This window comes from Paenibacillus sp. FSL K6-1230 (assembly GCF_038002385.1).
Taxonomy (GTDB): Bacteria; Bacillota; Bacilli; order Paenibacillales; family Paenibacillaceae; genus Paenibacillus; species Paenibacillus massiliensis.
In genome coordinates this window covers 1,916,832-1,932,336 of sequence record NZ_JBBOCK010000001.1, presented here as the reverse complement: position 1 = coordinate 1,932,336, position 15,505 = coordinate 1,916,832, and the positions used below count along the sequence as shown (strand labels likewise).

Annotated in this window: 15 protein-coding genes; 2 read left to right on the top strand and 13 right to left on the bottom strand. The window is 51.2% G+C overall.

Going from position 1 to position 15,505, the window contains the following annotated elements:
• Positions 1 to 138 precede the first annotated feature (138 nt).
• The 3 genes from MKX74_RS08540 to MKX74_RS08530 form a co-directional block, all read right to left on the bottom strand.
• A complete protein-coding gene (locus MKX74_RS08540) occupies positions 139 to 720 on the bottom strand; it encodes a hypothetical protein (protein WP_341178080.1) in 582 nt (193 codons plus the stop codon).
• Positions 721 to 881: 161 nt separating this feature from the next.
• A complete protein-coding gene (gene map, locus MKX74_RS08535) occupies positions 882 to 1,628 on the bottom strand; it encodes a type I methionyl aminopeptidase (RefSeq protein WP_341178079.1) in 747 nt (248 codons plus the stop codon).
• A 248-nt stretch (positions 1,629 to 1,876) separates the two neighbouring features.
• Complete coding sequence (locus tag MKX74_RS08530; protein WP_341178078.1) at positions 1,877 to 2,869, bottom strand: ABC transporter substrate-binding protein; 993 nt, start codon at positions 2,867 to 2,869, stop codon at positions 1,877 to 1,879.
• 226 nt (positions 2,870 to 3,095) lie between these two features.
• On the opposite strand from MKX74_RS08530, the gene MKX74_RS08525 reads away from it, so the two are divergent.
• Complete coding sequence (locus tag MKX74_RS08525) at positions 3,096 to 3,458, top strand: hypothetical protein (protein ID WP_341178077.1); 363 nt, start codon at positions 3,096 to 3,098, stop codon at positions 3,456 to 3,458.
• 122 nt (positions 3,459 to 3,580) lie between these two features.
• On the opposite strand, the gene MKX74_RS08520 is transcribed toward MKX74_RS08525, so the two are convergent.
• The 8 genes from MKX74_RS08520 to MKX74_RS08485 all read right to left on the bottom strand — a co-directional run bounded on the left by MKX74_RS08520 (position 3,581) and on the right by MKX74_RS08485 (position 11,819).
• Entirely contained in the window at positions 3,581 to 4,447 is an 867-nt protein-coding gene (locus MKX74_RS08520) for an SDR family oxidoreductase (RefSeq protein WP_341178076.1), read from the bottom strand.
• Between the two features lie 32 nt (positions 4,448 to 4,479).
• The gene (locus tag MKX74_RS08515) at positions 4,480 to 4,833 is read right to left on the bottom strand and encodes a hypothetical protein (RefSeq protein ID WP_341178075.1); all 354 of its coding nucleotides are present in this window, start codon (positions 4,831 to 4,833) and stop codon (positions 4,480 to 4,482) included.
• Between the two features lie 86 nt (positions 4,834 to 4,919).
• Positions 4,920 to 6,092 (bottom strand): GNAT family N-acetyltransferase, encoded by a 1,173-nt coding sequence (locus tag MKX74_RS08510; RefSeq protein WP_341178074.1) that lies wholly within the window; start codon positions 6,090 to 6,092, stop codon positions 4,920 to 4,922.
• On the bottom strand, positions 6,089 to 7,723 hold the full coding sequence (locus MKX74_RS08505; RefSeq protein WP_341178073.1) for a F390 synthetase-related protein: 1,635 nt from the start codon (positions 7,721 to 7,723) through the stop codon (positions 6,089 to 6,091). The genes MKX74_RS08510 and MKX74_RS08505 overlap by 4 nt, the downstream gene beginning before the upstream one ends.
• Positions 7,720 to 8,586 carry an MBL fold metallo-hydrolase gene (locus MKX74_RS08500; RefSeq protein ID WP_341178072.1) on the bottom strand — a complete coding sequence of 289 codons (867 nt, stop codon included), beginning with the start codon at positions 8,584 to 8,586 and terminating at the stop codon, positions 7,720 to 7,722. The genes MKX74_RS08505 and MKX74_RS08500 overlap by 4 nt, the downstream gene beginning before the upstream one ends.
• Positions 8,583 to 9,575, bottom strand: a complete 993-nt coding sequence (locus MKX74_RS08495; RefSeq protein ID WP_341178071.1) for an NAD-dependent epimerase/dehydratase family protein — start codon at positions 9,573 to 9,575, stop codon at positions 8,583 to 8,585. The genes MKX74_RS08500 and MKX74_RS08495 overlap by 4 nt, the downstream gene beginning before the upstream one ends.
• Positions 9,575 to 10,828 carry an ATP-grasp domain-containing protein gene (locus MKX74_RS08490; protein ID WP_341178070.1) on the bottom strand — a complete coding sequence of 418 codons (1,254 nt, stop codon included), beginning with the start codon at positions 10,826 to 10,828 and terminating at the stop codon, positions 9,575 to 9,577. The genes MKX74_RS08495 and MKX74_RS08490 overlap by 1 nt, the downstream gene beginning before the upstream one ends.
• Positions 10,818 to 11,819 carry a beta-ketoacyl-ACP synthase III gene (locus MKX74_RS08485; protein WP_341178069.1) on the bottom strand — a complete coding sequence of 334 codons (1,002 nt, stop codon included), beginning with the start codon at positions 11,817 to 11,819 and terminating at the stop codon, positions 10,818 to 10,820. Before MKX74_RS08485 ends, MKX74_RS08490 begins: the two co-directional genes overlap by 11 nt.
• A gap of 209 nt (positions 11,820 to 12,028) precedes the next feature.
• Here MKX74_RS08485 and MKX74_RS08480 point away from each other — a divergent pair, with 209 nt between their 5' ends.
• Complete coding sequence (locus MKX74_RS08480) at positions 12,029 to 12,985, top strand: IS30 family transposase (protein ID WP_028591466.1); 957 nt, start codon at positions 12,029 to 12,031, stop codon at positions 12,983 to 12,985.
• Positions 12,986 to 13,279: 294 nt separating this feature from the next.
• Here the strand turns inward: MKX74_RS08480 and MKX74_RS08475 are convergent, their stop codons facing one another.
• Both MKX74_RS08475 and MKX74_RS08470 read right to left on the bottom strand, forming a co-directional pair.
• Complete coding sequence (locus MKX74_RS08475; protein WP_341178068.1) at positions 13,280 to 14,221, bottom strand: protein phosphatase 2C domain-containing protein; 942 nt, start codon at positions 14,219 to 14,221, stop codon at positions 13,280 to 13,282.
• Between the two features lie 46 nt (positions 14,222 to 14,267).
• Positions 14,268 to 15,320: a DUF4303 domain-containing protein gene (locus MKX74_RS08470; protein ID WP_341178067.1), complete on the bottom strand. Its 1,053-nt coding sequence runs from the start codon at positions 15,318 to 15,320 to the stop codon at positions 14,268 to 14,270.
• Positions 15,321 to 15,505 lie beyond the last annotated feature (185 nt).

Here is a 15,505-nt window from a genome sequence, read left to right as displayed (position 1 = left end):
AAGCCTACTATATCAAGCCTACTTATACTTCAGCTTCCAGTCCTTCGTCCATTCAGCAAATGTCATATCCGTCATCTCTTCCAACGTCTCGCCCTGAAGACTATATACAGAGCCGACATGTGGTTCATCATAATCTGGCTAGCTGTACCCGCCGATTACCTTACCCTCCGACAGCATAATAGAGACGAATGTCTGATGTCTGCTATTGCCCTTCATCTCATCCAGTGGATGATTGGTTACCGTGAAGGCGACTGTGCGAATCTTTTGACCGATATAATCTAGGGGCTCCACCTTCAGTATGCTCCAATACTGCACGTAGGGAAGCTCGGTAAGCATAGGGCGTTCCAGCGTATACTCATAACCCATGTCTTCATAATCAACAACTGTATAGCCTTGCTGCTGCACATAATGCTCTGCCTCCTGCAGCTCGGCCTTGGTCATCGTGGCGTTCCCACGATGTCGCTCAGCTTGCGGCTCATCAGCAGTGCAGCCCGCCAGCAGGCTCAAGACCAGCAAGCCCCATACGATGCACGCGGTATATTTGAACGACTTTATAGGTATCATGGGCTTCGTAGGTTGGGCCATCATGGTCATAATGGGCTTCATCGACTGTTTTATGGACTTGATGATCCTCATGGGCAGTATGGACCGCATGATGTACATTAAACGCGGAAAGCTTGTGATTCGATGCTTCATCAGCTCCACTCCTTTTCCTGTCATGCTCCAAGTGTACCATCTGCTGATTGCCTATAGACGATAAAATATGGGAATACGCCCAGAAAATCAAAACAGCGACCGTCAAGAACGAGATAGCTACGTCCTGGACTGCCGCTGTATTATTGAATTTACGTGCCTCGACAGCATGGACTCATTCGGATGCCCTATACTGCGGTCACAATCATTGGCTGATTCTTTGTAATGATAATCGTGTGCTCATGCTGTGCCACAAAGCTATTGTCGGGTACACATAATGTCCATCCGTCCGGTTGCTCATCCACATACCCTGCACCAGTGGATAAGAAGGGCTCAATGGTAATGACCATCCCCTCTTTCAAAGTCCTTTTATCGTGCTTGTTATATACAGGTAAAATCTCTGTTGGGGCTTCATGCAGAGATTTTCCTACACCGTGGCTACATAGATTCTTAATGACGTTATAGCCGCCTTTTTTAGCTTCACTTTCAATAATTCTGCCGATCTCGTTCAACTTGACTCCATGCTTGAGCGATGAGATGACCTTCATCATCGTATCGTGTGTGTATTGACACAAACGCATTAATGTCGGGTTGTATGGAGCGATCGGAAAAGAATGGCCCGCATCCGCATAATAGCCTCCCAGTTCCGCCGAGACATCAATATTGACCAAGTCCCCCGGTTGAATGATTCGATTTCCTGGTATTCCGTGGGCAACCTCACGGTTAACACTAATACAAGTGTTGCCAGGGAAATTATAGGTTGACTTGGGTGCTGGTACGGCCCCATGCTTCTCCAAGAACTGCCCCCCAATATCATCTAATTCCTTTGTCGTAATTCCGGGACGTGTGTGATTTTTCATTTCATGAATCGTCAGTGCAACGATTCTGCCTATTTCCTTCAGACCATCAATATCTTTTTGTGATCCTATTGTCATAATAGCTCCTCCGCTTTTCAGATGGATTTATTATAACATATCACAGAACGGTCCATTATTCGGTCTACGAAAAGAATCGCTCACCACCGACTTATCCAAGCAGCTAGCCCGTAGAACTTCCACATAGAATGTGCAAAAAAAGACCGCTCTACGTAAGAACGGTCTTGTCTTTGAACAGCCTGTATCAACTAAATAATGGTCATATCGTTATGCTTCCCACAAAAGCAGAGTTACTTAACTCAGCGTATCTATTTGCGCTCCAGCAGGCGATCCAGTATGAATTCAAGCTGGGCTTCTAGCGACACTGGATCGTTGAACAGATCTCCCTTGCGGTTCGTTGTGAACACCATACCCTTCTGCACGGCAGGGAGACCCTTCCACACACTGCTCTCATACACTGCTGATGGATCTGCATCATCACCGCTCCAAGCGTTGGTGAAAATATAATCACCTGCATAATCCGGCAGCTTCTCCATGGATAAATCCGCCCAGCCCTGACCACTATCAATGGCTTCCTTCTGAATCAGCGGGGGTGCTTTCAGGTGAAATTCACCATACAGTATATCTCCGCCGCGGGCAAAGTTATGGCCGAAGGCATAGATTCCCTTGGCATAAGGCTGGAGAATCGATACCGTCTTATCACCGACAGCTGCCTCCACTTCTGGCTTCACCTCAGCGATCTTCTTGTCCCAGGACGTGATCCAAGCTTCAGCCTCGGCTTCCTTGCCCGTGATTTTACCGAATTCACGTAGTTGCTCACGCAATGGCAGCTCGCCATACTTGATCGCCACAGTTGGGGCAATCTTCGAATAGTTCTCAATCACTGCTGCGTCAAGCCAGCCCGGCGCAATGATCAGATCCGGCTGTAGCTCCAGAATCTTCTCGAAGGACTGTCCGTCCCCCAGGTCGGCAACGCCGTCCAGCTTTCCTTCAAAATATGGATTCTCCAGCGCCTGCTGCTTCACGCCGATGGGCTTGATGCCCAGCACCAGTAGATGTCCAACATAGCTATCCGCTACCTCTACCACTCGCTGGGGATTGCGGGGAAGCTGAACCTCTCCGTTCGAGGTCTGATAAGTAATCGTCTCGGATTGGCCACCCTCGCTGCCGCTTGCTGTTTCGCTTGTATCGCTTGAGCCTGTTGATGAAGATGTAGCTGCATTGCTGCATGCGGCCAACACACCAACGAGCATAAATGTTAACATGAGCATGGCCCATTTTCGAATTGAATGCACGTGCACAGTCTTCTCTCCTGCCTTATTAAATTGGTAATGAGTATCATTATCAACAGGATTATAGCAAGGATATCACCGTCTGTCCACAAGCCTTTCCAATCATCAACCACTCTACTACAATATAAAAATGAGCTAATGAGCCGTATTCCAAGTTACGGATGCAGATACAGTTAAGGATGCTGAGCCTGAACATACGGCTTTAAACAGGCTCATTTTGTAAGGAGGAAAACCTATGGGCTGGGAATATGGAATCAAGCTTCCACAAGTCGATGCCGACACAACTATAGACAGCAATCAACATGAGCAGCTAATTGAACGGATCTATGAAGAGCTAAGAGCAGAATTTCATGCTGCCTATCGAATAACCTACGAGCATGGGGAGATTATCTTATGGAATGATGACTATCCTGAGTGGCCTCATGTCTTGAATATACAGATTGATCACCCTAGCACACCGCTGGACATCGTTCCTGCTGGAGAAGCATACATTCTGTTACTCTTCCATACTGGAGGCAAGCAAGCACGCGAGCTCAAGCTACAGCTGGAGCATATTGTGGCCCGCTACGCCCCAGCAGCCATCTGGTGGGAGCTGTAATGCACTGAATTGCTACCTCTTGTTCTGCAACTAGGGCTATGGAGTGGCATAGATGTGGTGCATATCCTCGTAAGCGAATCCCTCCGTGTCGCCAAGATCATACGACATAGTACGAGGATACCTTAACGTAACGCTCTGGCAATGATCAGCTCCAGCCACTTCCAGGGTAAAATAGCTTTTGCCCAGCGCATCAATCCGGCCCCTTGGCCCACCGCATAACGAAGACGAGGGGATCGTTTGGAGACAATCCGTGCAATCAGGTCCGCCACCTGCTGTGGATCAGGCGCTGTCTTCGCAGCTTGTCTGGAGTAGCTCAGCACGGCATTTAACCTGTCCCGGTAAGGTGAGTCTTGGGCCATGCGGATTCGTCCCAGCCCCTTGTTCCAGATCGCCGTGCGGAATGCCCCAGGCTCCACGATGACGACCTTCACCCCGTAAGGTGCCATCTCATGACGGAGACTTTCGCTATAGCCCTCGACGGCGAACTTGGAGGCTGCATAGGGCCCGTAACCTGGGAATCCCACCAGTCCGCTCACACTGCTGACATTGATGATGGAGCCGCTGCCACGCCGTCTCATATGAGGCAGTACCTCTCTTGTCATCGCTACAAGTCCGAAAAAATTCGTCTCCATCTGCTCCCGCCAATCGGTGAGCGTCAGTTCCTCCACATAGCCGCCCAAGGCGAAGCCTGCATTATTTATTAGCACATCAATCTGTCCAAAGCGTCCAAGCACCTCGGCTACTGCCTGCTGAATGGTCTCGCTATCGGTCACATCCAATGGAAGAAGATGTATTCGATCGGCAACTCCTTTTTCCCGTGCCAGAGTAATCAGTTCCCCCGCTCTAGCCGTATTTCGCATCGTCGCAGCTACCTGATAGCCAATACTGGCCAACCTGACGGCAGTCAGCAGCCCAAAGCCACTGGACGTACCTGTAATCAAGGCGACTGGCCTATGCTTAGGTGCACCCGAGCTCATTTGTGAATCCAATTACCTCATCCTCCTTGATGAACGCTGCCACTCTAGTGGCAGTAATACAGCACCACGATGATGCCTCCAGCGTCACGCTCCCACAGCTCGACAAAGTAACAGTAGCCGCTCGGGAACTCCGTCAGATCAGCCTCATCGGACAAGCAGATATGGTGCTTATAGGCTGTATCCCACTTCAAAGTAACCTCTTGAAAAGGCGTATGCTCCAGCTGTGCGACATCATTCGTCTGATAACTGCAGATGAATATGTCCTGAGCCTCTTCCTGTTGCAACATGCGCTCAAGCTCTTCCATGCTCGCAAGCGGCCTTCCGGTTCGTGAGATAATTGCGTCGCCATCATAGATCGCCTGCTGCTGCTTGTCTATGATATACCTTGTTCTCGCCAAACCCTCTTCACCCTCCAATAGTCTTAGTATTCAATCGCATTATGGTTTAGATGATGTGCAGGCACTCAGCGTACACTCGCTCAAGGTCATAGCTTCAGGCGCTGAATGATCGGCACTCCAATCCGATAAAGCAGCTTCTCCAGCATGGACCAGCACATCCGAGTACCAAGAGACAGATGCTTGTCATAGACGGCCATGACCTCCAGCTCAGCTACAGCTCCGCGATTACGCTTGAACTGTCCGACACCCGAGCTCTCATGTAGCAGCAATCCCCTCTCGTCCGCAATCCCGATCAGCACCGCAGACAGCATCCGATACAGTCCCGTCTGCTGCGATAGCTTCGTATCATAGCCAAAGAGCGGCGCAGTCATGATCCCATCTCTGACAAAAAAGCCAAGTATGGCGTCTAGACAGCCATCCTTGCGCAGCCCATGCAGCTCCAGTGTCCCTGATTGGATAGCCGTCTGGATGAACAGCTCCGTGAACTGCGGGTTACATGGCGAATATTTATGAATATACAGCATGTCGTATAATTCCTTAATACGGGGCGCATCCACAAGGCGCATGTCCTGCGGCCCTGCGACAGTGTAGCCATGCTTGTCGATAAGTCCACGATCCCGCTTCACAAGCCATCTGGCCTTCGCATTTATGGATGGACCTGCTGACTTCGAGGCTGCTTGCAGCAGATAAATCTGACGGCTGGGGATCAGCTTGCACCCATACTTGCGTACCGTCTCCAAATAAGTGCCACTAGTAACGTCATTCAACGATCGGCACACGATAGCATGTTCTGGATAACGTTTCTGCAGTTCAGTCATGAGTGCTTCCAGCCCTGCGGGGCTGATGGCGGGAAGCACGTTCGTAGATAGCAGCCAGTTATTCACCTGTACCACCTGATTAAAGTGAGCCTTCCGCAGCAGCAGACCGATGCCACTAAGCAAGCAGCCCAATATAGCCTCAGCAGGCCGATTATGGAGCAAAGCAAGCTCTTCTCGCGCATAGGTCACAAAATGAGTGTATGGCGAGCAGACATAGGAATTGTCATACTCCGTCTCGTTGATGGTCACCGGGATGGGAATACCGTCTACCGTAGCCATAAGCAGACGAGTGCGCACATTGTGAACATACAGCTGGATTGACGGGGCGAGCAGTAGCGGCAGGAGATAGGTTTTGGCATCGTGCCCATACGCTGTCTCTGGCCAGCTCAGGTCCTGAATATTCGATTCATCGTAGAAGACGATTGATGCGCTGTTGCTCATGGCCTCCATCTCCTCTCTACTCGTCTTAGCTTCAGCGCTCCAGAATTGTGCTCATAGGTTACGAAACGAAGCTCAGGCACCAGACAACCAATTTTCCCGCACAGGGCTGTAATTTGTTCAGTAATCTGATTCTGCACCATGGCTCGCTCTTGTGAAAGAATACTGCTCTGTAGTTCCACATTGCTCTTTAGCACTACATCATGCTGTAACTGAACACCACTCTGTAGTTCCACAGCGTCCTGTAACTGCCCATCTTTTTGTACCTGCCCATCCTTCTGAGGGTCCGTATCATCCTGAAGCTCCATACCCTTCTGTGACTTCACATCCTTCTGATGACCCACATTTTGTAGCTCCTCATTATTTTGTAGTTCCTCATTTTCTTGAAGCACTTGCCCCATAGTGGCAGAGGAATCTGCGTATAAAAAGGAAATCTCCAGCTGAAGCGGTCCCGTCTGCACAACCCGGTAGTGCTCAATGTTCGAGGATGACGTGATCATGGCACGACTCACAAAATCAGGGAACACGGCAACTGGCTCACGGTGCTCCACATGCGGCAGATAGATAATATCATCACAGCGGCCTTCAATCCGCTCAATGGCAGTGAATACCGAGCCGCAAGAACAGGGAGCTGTCGCCTCTGTCAGAATATCGTTCAGACGATAGCGAACAATGGGCTGGGATGTACGCGAGAAATCCGTAATAATCGGCACAAAGCGGCGCGTATCCGGGTCAAGGTATTCTTTTTCGATATGAACAATATCTTCATTCAAATGAATCGTGCCATGCTCACAGGTTGTCCCAAGGAATCCCTCCGTACATTGGTATGCTTGGTGCACCGTCTGTCCGAAGGCTTCCTCAATGTAGCGGCGATCCAGCGGGTCGAGCACTTCTGCTACAGAGATCAGCTTGCGAGGACGTGCTGTAAGACTGCCTGCCACGCAGGCCTCAGCCAGAAGGCGCAGCATGGATGCAGGAGCAATCCAGATCCCTGGTCGATAGTCCTCCATCCGCTGCACCAGCTTCTCCAGAGGCTCCAGCAGATCGAAATATTCGAACCGCAGCCGTCCCCGCTTCACCGACTCATATAGGTTGCTGTTGGCCCGGAGGAAGAAAGCAATCTTCTCTTCCTGCAGCAGGCTTCCCGGAAGTAGCTTTGCCAGCACCGTTCCACTCCAGGCTGCCTGCTCGCGATCGCTCACGATGAACAGACCACGGTTGCCTGAGGTACCAGACGACAGACCTACCGTTACGCCATTCAGCAGCGGCTTGAAATCACGTGTCTGCTCCGCCTGTGAGGCCATCTTGAAGGCTTGATCACGGCTGAGCCCAACGGTGTTCAGCTCGTCAAAGTGCTCCATCATCCTTTGCTTGTCGATTATGGGGAAGCTGCGCCAATCTTCAGAAGCTGTCCCTTCCCATAGCTTGCGATAAAAAGACGAGGCCTGCCGCACACGATGCACATGACGGATAATCTGTCTCTCCTGCCACGCTTCAAGCCTACGGCGAGCACTTTGTCTACGTATATCCACTGATTGTGATGCAGCATGGCGTTGCTGGGACGGAGACTGCCAGAAGCGCCATTGATAATACAAAGTACGAATATAATAATACAAGACCAGATGCAGCTTCACTCCAGCACCCCTCTCCCCCATGCTGCAAGTACTTCACGACAGTGACTTGGCACAATACGCAGTGTCGGAACCTCCTTATGCAGCTGCCGTAGCAGGTCATAGCTCTGCTTGTATTGTTGTCGATCAGACATGATGAGGCCAGCAGCCGGATGTGGGAGGCGATCCTCAAGATAAGCCCGGCTTGACCAGACAGCATCCGCGCACAGCAGATAATCGTCTGTTGCCGTGGATACGAGCAGGCCGATCATCCCAGCAGCGTGACCAGATAGCTCAATGGCCAGCAGACTGCCATCACCGAATAGATCATAGCCTTCCATACAAGGAAAGGCAGAATCCTTCCCTGCATTGAACGGCTGTACGATGTCCTTCTCCCTGATCGGCAGTGAGCGCTCTGCGAAATCCTCAGGCAGCAGCCCCGGCAGAAAGCCTGCCCGCACACTCGCTAGCGGCCCTAGATGCTTGACCGCATGATATGCTTTATCCAGATAAATGTAGCGTGCATTGGGAAAATCCAGAAGTCCCCCGATATGGTCCCCATGAAAATGAGACAGAACAATATATCTCACATCATCTGGCGCAATACCCGCTGCCCTTAGCTGGCTGGCGGCACTATCCTTATCCTGATAAATTACTGGCGTAATGTACCGATACAGTGCGCTCGGCAGGTGAGCCGTCTCCTCGAAAAAGCGCTGACTATAGCCCGTATCGAATAGTACAGGGCCGTGCTCAGGATGAAGAATGCAGGCGAAGCCAGCCGGAAAAGCCACCGAACGAAGTGACCCGCCGCGCAGCGTCAGCCACTCAGGATGTGTACAGTAGCCTGCCGCCCGGATCATAAGCTTGATCGGTTTTGATGTCATCATGATTGGTTCACCCACCAATCAGCAAATCGTCTCAGCCCTTCTTCGATCCCCACGCTAGGCACGTAGCCCAGCCGCTTCCGAGCGAGTGATATATCCAGCGTCTGCGTCATCCCTACCGAGCCGACCGTATACCGGGTTAGCGGAGGCTCCCCCTGTAGTGGCAGCACTCGATAGGCCAGCTCCAATGCTCCTGCCAGTCCGTGTGCTACCGGATAGGGAATCGAGCGGGTCCGCAAGGGAATCTCCAGCATGACGAACAGCTTGTGCAGCAGCTCACGGAAGCCGAACGGCTCTCCATTCGAGATGTTATAGGCCTGGCCCATAGCTTCCGGTGCAGCGCTGCATCCAAGCAGCATGGCATCCACTACATTGTCCACATAAGTAAGATCAATCATTGCTTGTCCACCATTCAGCATCGGTACGCCGCTCTTCCGATTCGCTTCCAGTAATCTCGGGAACAAAGTCTGATCCTCTGGTCCGAAGATGGCACGTGGACGCAGAATCAACGCAGGTAAGCCCTCCTGGCAGGCCCGGAGCACCTCTTGCTCTGCCAGCAGCTTCGTAGCTGCGTAGGTATTGGCAGGACGCAGGGGAAGGGGCTCGGATTCCCGAATCATACGCCGTGGCTTATAATCGAAATAAATGCTTGGGGTTGAAATATGTATGAGACGCTTAGTGCCGTGTCTCTGACAACCAGCAATGATATGACGAGTACCTTCTACATTGCTGCCATAGAACTCATCGTAAGCCCCCCATGGAGCTGATAATGCACCGCAATGAAATACATAATCCTGACCTGCACACGCCTCTGCAACGCCAACAGCATCACGCAGATCTGTCTGTACGAAGCGGACGCCTTCCTGCTCCAGTAGCTTGCCAGCAGTGCTCGACCGCCCCATGCCACTGACCTCCCAGCCTAGCTGAACCAGGCGACGGGCGGCATGGCGACCGAGAAATCCGGTGGCTCCTGTTACTAATGCTCTTGTCATCATGTCTCTCCGTTCCATTCGATATCCTGAGTCAACGACTCGGTCACCGTGATGCCCAGCCGTCTGCTCAGGCGCCAGGCTTGATATACCATATATAGCTGCTCGACAGCAGGCCCCCTGTCTTCTCGGTGCCAGATGACGTCGCGTGCTCCGCGCAGCGCTGTTATCCATGTGCGCCAATCCTGTCTGCTCCGATTCTCCTTGAGCCCACACCCCAGCATGGCCAGACTGATCATCGCTGCAGCCCCCGGAGTTGGTGTCACGGAGCGCCCGGCCTCCAGCAGCCAATCCGGGTCTGTCAATGCAACAGCTAATCCGTCCTTCGCTGTGAACAGATGAGTGCCGCTTGTGGCACGTGGATTGCACTCCAGCGGGTATAGTGTCCCATCCTCTGCTTGTATGAAATCAAAGCTGATCTGACCCGAATAACCAACAGCCGCGACGAACTGCTGTACCCATGCATACGCCTCTGGCTGCTCTGCCTGCTGGAAATGCACGCTGGCACCTGCATCGCCTGTGCGATAGCGGCATTCATAATTGGCGTGGGCCACGATGCTCCCCTCATAAGCTACACTGTATGTACACCAGGCTGTTCCCTGTATGTACTCCTGAGCAATCCATGGATTGGATGGACTTATCTGCGCCCAGGCGGCCTCGCGCAGCACTCGATCGGCAGATTGTCTCTTCCGCGGCGCTCCAGCAGAAGACGGCAAAATAACCCGTGACGCGAACCTGGAATAAGCCGGCTTGAACACAAGTCCTGATCCTATGCCGAGTGCTTCTGCACTTCGCCACGCTTCCACGCTTGCAATAATCTCCGTATCTGGCACCTGAAGCCCGAGCTGCTCTGCTAAGCGGATGAATTCTCCCTTATGATGTAGCTGATGCAGTAGGTCCAACTCTGGTGCCAGCACTCGGCAATGACGCTGCAGTCGCTCCCGTTCGCGAGCAATATGGAATATCTCCTCACAGGTCGGAATCAGCAGATCAATCTGCCACCTTACAAGCAGGCTTTCCAGCGCTTCCACAAAAGCCTGTGGCTGCTGTCGTGGTGGCGGCAGGACTGCAGCTTCCTTCACTGCACTGGAGGCCCGGCACAAATAACGTGATATGCTGTCCGCCGCATACACCTGATGACCTGCACAATGAAGCTGTCTAACAAGCTCCAGCGCGACAGGTGCTCTGCCACCAGTGATGAGTATGTTCAGCCGTCCCGCAAGCGGTGGTAGACCAGCAGCCTCCTTAATAATCAAGGACCATGCCTCCCAGCGACAGCCCTGCTGCCGTACCGATAAGCAGCATGCGCTCCCCGCGCTGAATACGTCCTTGTTGAATAGCTTCATGCAGTCCCATGGGAATGGAGGAAGCTATCGTATTCCCGTGATTCGGCGTAATGTTCATCAGTTGCTCCTGCGTGATCCCCAGCTTCCTGCACAGTAAACGCATCGCCATCGCACTACCCTGATGGGGAATGACCACCTTGAAGTCCTTCATCTTCGTTCCTGAACGGGTGAACAGCTCTTCCATGAATTCAGGCAGCAGTCTGGAAGCCATACGGAATATTCCTTGCCCGTCCATATGGAATCTGAACGGCTCTTCGACAGGTATATGCGGCAGATCAGGATGATACTTCGTTCCTCCACCTGGTATTTCCGAATAATGAGCCCCTTGACTATAGGTGCGCAGAGAAGTGTAGATAATCTGCGACGCATCATTCGTATGGGACGGTCCGATCACAACGGCTGCAGCTCCATCGCCAAACAAAGCAGCGCTCTCCTTGTCTTTCCAGTTCAATCCTACCGAGGCAACCTCTGTCGCTACGAGCAATACATGCCGATAACGTCCCGCATCGACCATGTAAGACAGCACATCCAATCCTGTCAGAAAACTCAGACAGGTGGCATCTATATCAAAAGCAGGAACCCCTGACATCTCCTGCCCCATCGCTTTCTGAATCCATACCGCAGTGGAGGGTAACGGCTGCTCCTTCGTACCGCTCGTACACACCAGACAGTCGATATCTGAGAACTGGAGCCCTGCATTCACAAGGGCAGCCTCCGCCGCTCTGGCTCCCATATAAGAAGCGGTCTCTCCTTCGCCCACATAATGCCGAACACCGACGCCTGTTATTTTATGCACCCAGCCAGCAGGCACGCCAAGGCGCTCATCAAGCTCTTCATCGGTTACCTTACGACTAGGGAGGTACTTCCCTGTACCTAATATTTTCACTCTACGTAATTGCATCTCTATCCTCTCCCGGTTATCTAGCTGACTTACCGCGTCTGTACTTGATACTCTATCTATTATAACAGCACTGTACACCACCTTGAATCAAGGGACGGATTGTAATATGAAGTGCGACACCTACTGGAAATAAATATACCAAAGAGCCCATGGCCGGATTCGTGTAGAATGAAGGTTCCTACACCACATTCACACAAGGAGAATCCACCATGAGCTACACACATCTTAGCATAATCGAGCGAAGCAAGCTAGAAATCCTCCACCAGCAGGGGAAAAGTACCAGAGCGATTGCCAAGGAACTTGGCAGACATCATGCCACCATTGGCCGTGAACTCCGCCGAAATGCAGCAGAACACCCGTACTGCGCGGAGAACTCGCAAGAGGGCTATGTCCAGCGCCGTAAGGCGTCAGTTTCCGGAGGTAAGTGGAATCTAGAACTGGCGAGTCGCATCGAAGAAAAGCTTCAGGCGACCTGGTCTCCGGAGCAAACCGTAGAGCGATTGCGTCAGGAGGGTCAAGCGATGGTATGTTTTAAAACGATCTATCGCTGGCTGTATACAGGCCGTTTGGTAAAAGGCGTGCTTACGGTTTTACGGCACAAAGGTAAACGGCAGAGACCTGCAGAGACACGCGGCAAGTTCGCTGTGGGTAAGGCCATCTCTCAGCGTCCGAAAGTGGTTCGTTCCCGGGAGACCTTCGGCCATTGGGAGCTCGATACAGTCGTCTCAGGCCGTGGGAAAAGCAAGGGCTGCTTGGCCACGTTTATCGAACGCAAAACCCGCTTGTACACCGCCATTCGGATGCCAGACCGTACCGCGTTGTCCATGGAGATTGCCTTTGGTGTAGCGGCCTCACAGTATCCTACCCATGCATTTCAAACCGCTACCGCAGACCGTGGCAAGGAGTTTGCCTGTTACGCCAGCTTGGAAGCTACTCATGGCGTACAGGTGTATTTCGCAGATCCGTATTCCTCCTGGCAACGCGGCTCGAATGAGAATGCCAACGGCCTCTTGCGAGAGTTTTTCCCCAAGGGGACCGATTTCGCGCAAATCACGGATGAAGCTCTGGAAAACGCTCTGCACTTGATCAACCAAAGACCACGTAAATGTCTGGACTGGAGGACCGCTCACGAATCCTTTTCAGAGGAACTGTCGCACTTGGCTTGACAATCCGTCAAGGCAAAAAACACCGCTCCTTCTCCACGGGGAGAAAGGCGGCGTTCGGTCATGCGCTCATGCTAACGTTATCTTGTATTACGACACTCTGGCTACAGTGTTATAGCTGAGGTGCTTAATCTATCATTTTATGCATTTTAATATTTGCTATTTCATTCTATTCTATATCGTCATATTTCTATAATGTTATCCTTCTGTGATTCTTGTATTCTTGTGATTCTTGTGATTCTTGTCATTCTTGTCATTCCAGTTATTCCTGTCGTTCTTTCGTCCTGTCGTTCCAGTCTAGGTAAAATCAAGCCACATCGCAGTCTTGTCATCACTCATCTTGAACCGCGGATAACGTACACATTCCGGATCACGCTGCTCCTCTGCCACCAGCCAGTGCGTATACGCCTCCAACCCCTTCTCGATCATCTGCCTCAGTAAGGTCTCTTCTCCTACATCCGGCTTCTCAGCTCCAGCCTCGACAGTGGTCTGTGAATCATCTCCTGAATTGAAGCTGGATGGCACATACAGCCCATCGGTGTGCAGCAGCAGACCCTTGAGGCGGATACGGTTGATGATGCCATATTCCATGAAGTGCTCAGCCTCAGGCCGCCCATTAAGTACCGCATATCCATCACGGGTATTCATGATCGCTCTGTTACCTGTCATGCGATGTCTGACGCGCTCCCACAGCTCCTCCCGTGTGCGAACTCCTTCACGTATAGCCTCCCTCCAGAGCTGCTTAGCTCCTTCATCCATATGGGCCACATGATCTCGGGTCAAGACTCGTACACGATCATCCTCATAGAGTGCGAGGATCATGCAATCACCAGACTGGACGTACTCCACCGTATGCTCAGTGACCCTTACAGCCGCTACACCAGTGGTCCATAGCTGCTCCTTGGTCTCCAATGGGACATCAGCAGCCTGCATCTCCGCTCCGAGCAGCCGATTCGCTTCACAGGTCATTTGAAGCAGATTGCGTTCATCCCCAGCAGTCAGTTGACCAAAATACCGCTTCAGCAGCTGTGAAGCCATTCGCCCTCCAGTCTCACCCTGCGGCCCGTGATAAGGAACCAAAGACGTTGCTCCGTCTGCTACACCATAGATATGAAGTGCTTCATTATGAATGAGGGCATCCTCATTCCATGTGCTGCTTCCCTGTACGGATACACTTTGCACCAACATGTCATCCCAGTCCTTTCTTGGCTGTGGCTCTCCACCTAATTCACTGTTCATAGCATCATAACTAGATTGACACTCGACCATGTAATAACACATTCCATTAGAGCTTATAGCTATCGAAATTGGTTAATCTCGTCCTGTTCTCATCATGCTCCTCCTCAGGGAAACGAGTGGCATCCAGCGCATGAAGTGTTCTGGCGATATTAATGCATTCCTGGTATGCCTTGTCCACTTCATATTTATGGCTCAGGACCCTGTACAATTGAGTTATGACCATCTCATCCGCTTCGCCAATATCAATGAGGATACTAAGACATGTCCAGCTATCCCCCTGCAAGATCGAGCCGTCTTCTGTCGGCGTGTACCCGCAAAGTTTCTGGTAGAGATTAACGATCTCACCAGCTGCTGGAGCGCCAAGCTGAATCAGTTCGCGCTCAACATCGAACTCATCCCGGTACATGGCTTGAAATATCGTCGCTTCCTCGCTTGATTGCTTCAGCAGGATATCCTTCAACAGACTGCACCAATGCTCCACTTGTTTTGCTTCAGGCCATTCACTGATGTTCACCTTATACAATTCAAATTCCCGGATTTCCGGAAATGCCTTATAGTAATCTTCCTCTGACACAGTTCGGCGCATATAGGCCATGTGATGCTCGTCATGCTCCACTATATAGGCGATAAAGTTATCTGTCTTGTTCAGTAATTCGAACGTCGGTCGCAGCTCCTGAATGACCTCCACAAGCATATTAATGAAGGTACCTGTCATTTCTTCACACGCAGCAAACGCAGCATCATCCGTTTCATCCTCATCATCATACAGATTTGACAACTTATCGGCATACCAGACAACAAAATCGTCAATTTCCTCAGGTGCATTGGAAGCATCGTAGCTGAAATCACCTACACTATACTTCACACCCTTGAAGCCATGAATTCGATCTAGTGAATAGGAGCTGTAGTGTTTCTGTACTGCCTGGTCTAAGGAATCCAACGTGTTCCACATCAGATTCACCCAGCCGTAGGCTGCACTTACATCCAATGCAACCGCATATACTTCCTTGTTATCCGCTGTTGCAGCGAATTGCTCCAGATTGACGCGACAATAATCTAATAATATTGGCTTGAATGTATCGAAGCTAATGCTACTCATAATTAGTCAGTCTCCCGCCATAAGATGTATTCATTTCCCTTGTAGCATATAGCAGAAGAAACGAGACTGACAAGTCTTGGGATTTTATATGAGGTGTATCTCCAATAACGAACAAAGTAACCTCTCATGAAGTAACCTCTCATGAAGTGACCTCTCATCCAAATGCAAAAAGGCAGGAGGCGCTT

Excerpts from the sequence above, each read along its gene's own strand:
- MKX74_RS08540 (WP_341178080.1), bottom strand. The coding sequence starts at position 720 with ATGACAGGAAAAGGAGTGGAGCTGATGAAGCATCGAATCACAAGCTTT.
- map (WP_341178079.1), bottom strand. The coding sequence starts at position 1,628 with ATGACAATAGGATCACAAAAAGATATTGATGGTCTGAAGGAAATAGGC.
- MKX74_RS08525 (WP_341178077.1), top strand. The coding sequence starts at position 3,096 with ATGGGCTGGGAATATGGAATCAAGCTTCCACAAGTCGATGCCGACACA.
- MKX74_RS08510 (WP_341178074.1), bottom strand. The coding sequence starts at position 6,092 with ATGAGCAACAGCGCATCAATCGTCTTCTACGATGAATCGAATATTCAG.
- MKX74_RS08500 (WP_341178072.1), bottom strand. The coding sequence starts at position 8,586 with ATGATGACATCAAAACCGATCAAGCTTATGATCCGGGCGGCAGGCTAC.
- MKX74_RS08495 (WP_341178071.1), bottom strand. The coding sequence starts at position 9,575 with ATGACAAGAGCATTAGTAACAGGAGCCACCGGATTTCTCGGTCGCCAT.
- MKX74_RS08485 (WP_341178069.1), bottom strand. The coding sequence starts at position 11,819 with ATGCAATTACGTAGAGTGAAAATATTAGGTACAGGGAAGTACCTCCCT.
- MKX74_RS08480 (WP_028591466.1), top strand. The coding sequence starts at position 12,029 with ATGAGCTACACACATCTTAGCATAATCGAGCGAAGCAAGCTAGAAATC.
- MKX74_RS08475 (WP_341178068.1), bottom strand. The coding sequence starts at position 14,221 with ATGAACAGTGAATTAGGTGGAGAGCCACAGCCAAGAAAGGACTGGGAT.
- MKX74_RS08470 (WP_341178067.1), bottom strand. The coding sequence starts at position 15,320 with ATGAGTAGCATTAGCTTCGATACATTCAAGCCAATATTATTAGATTAT.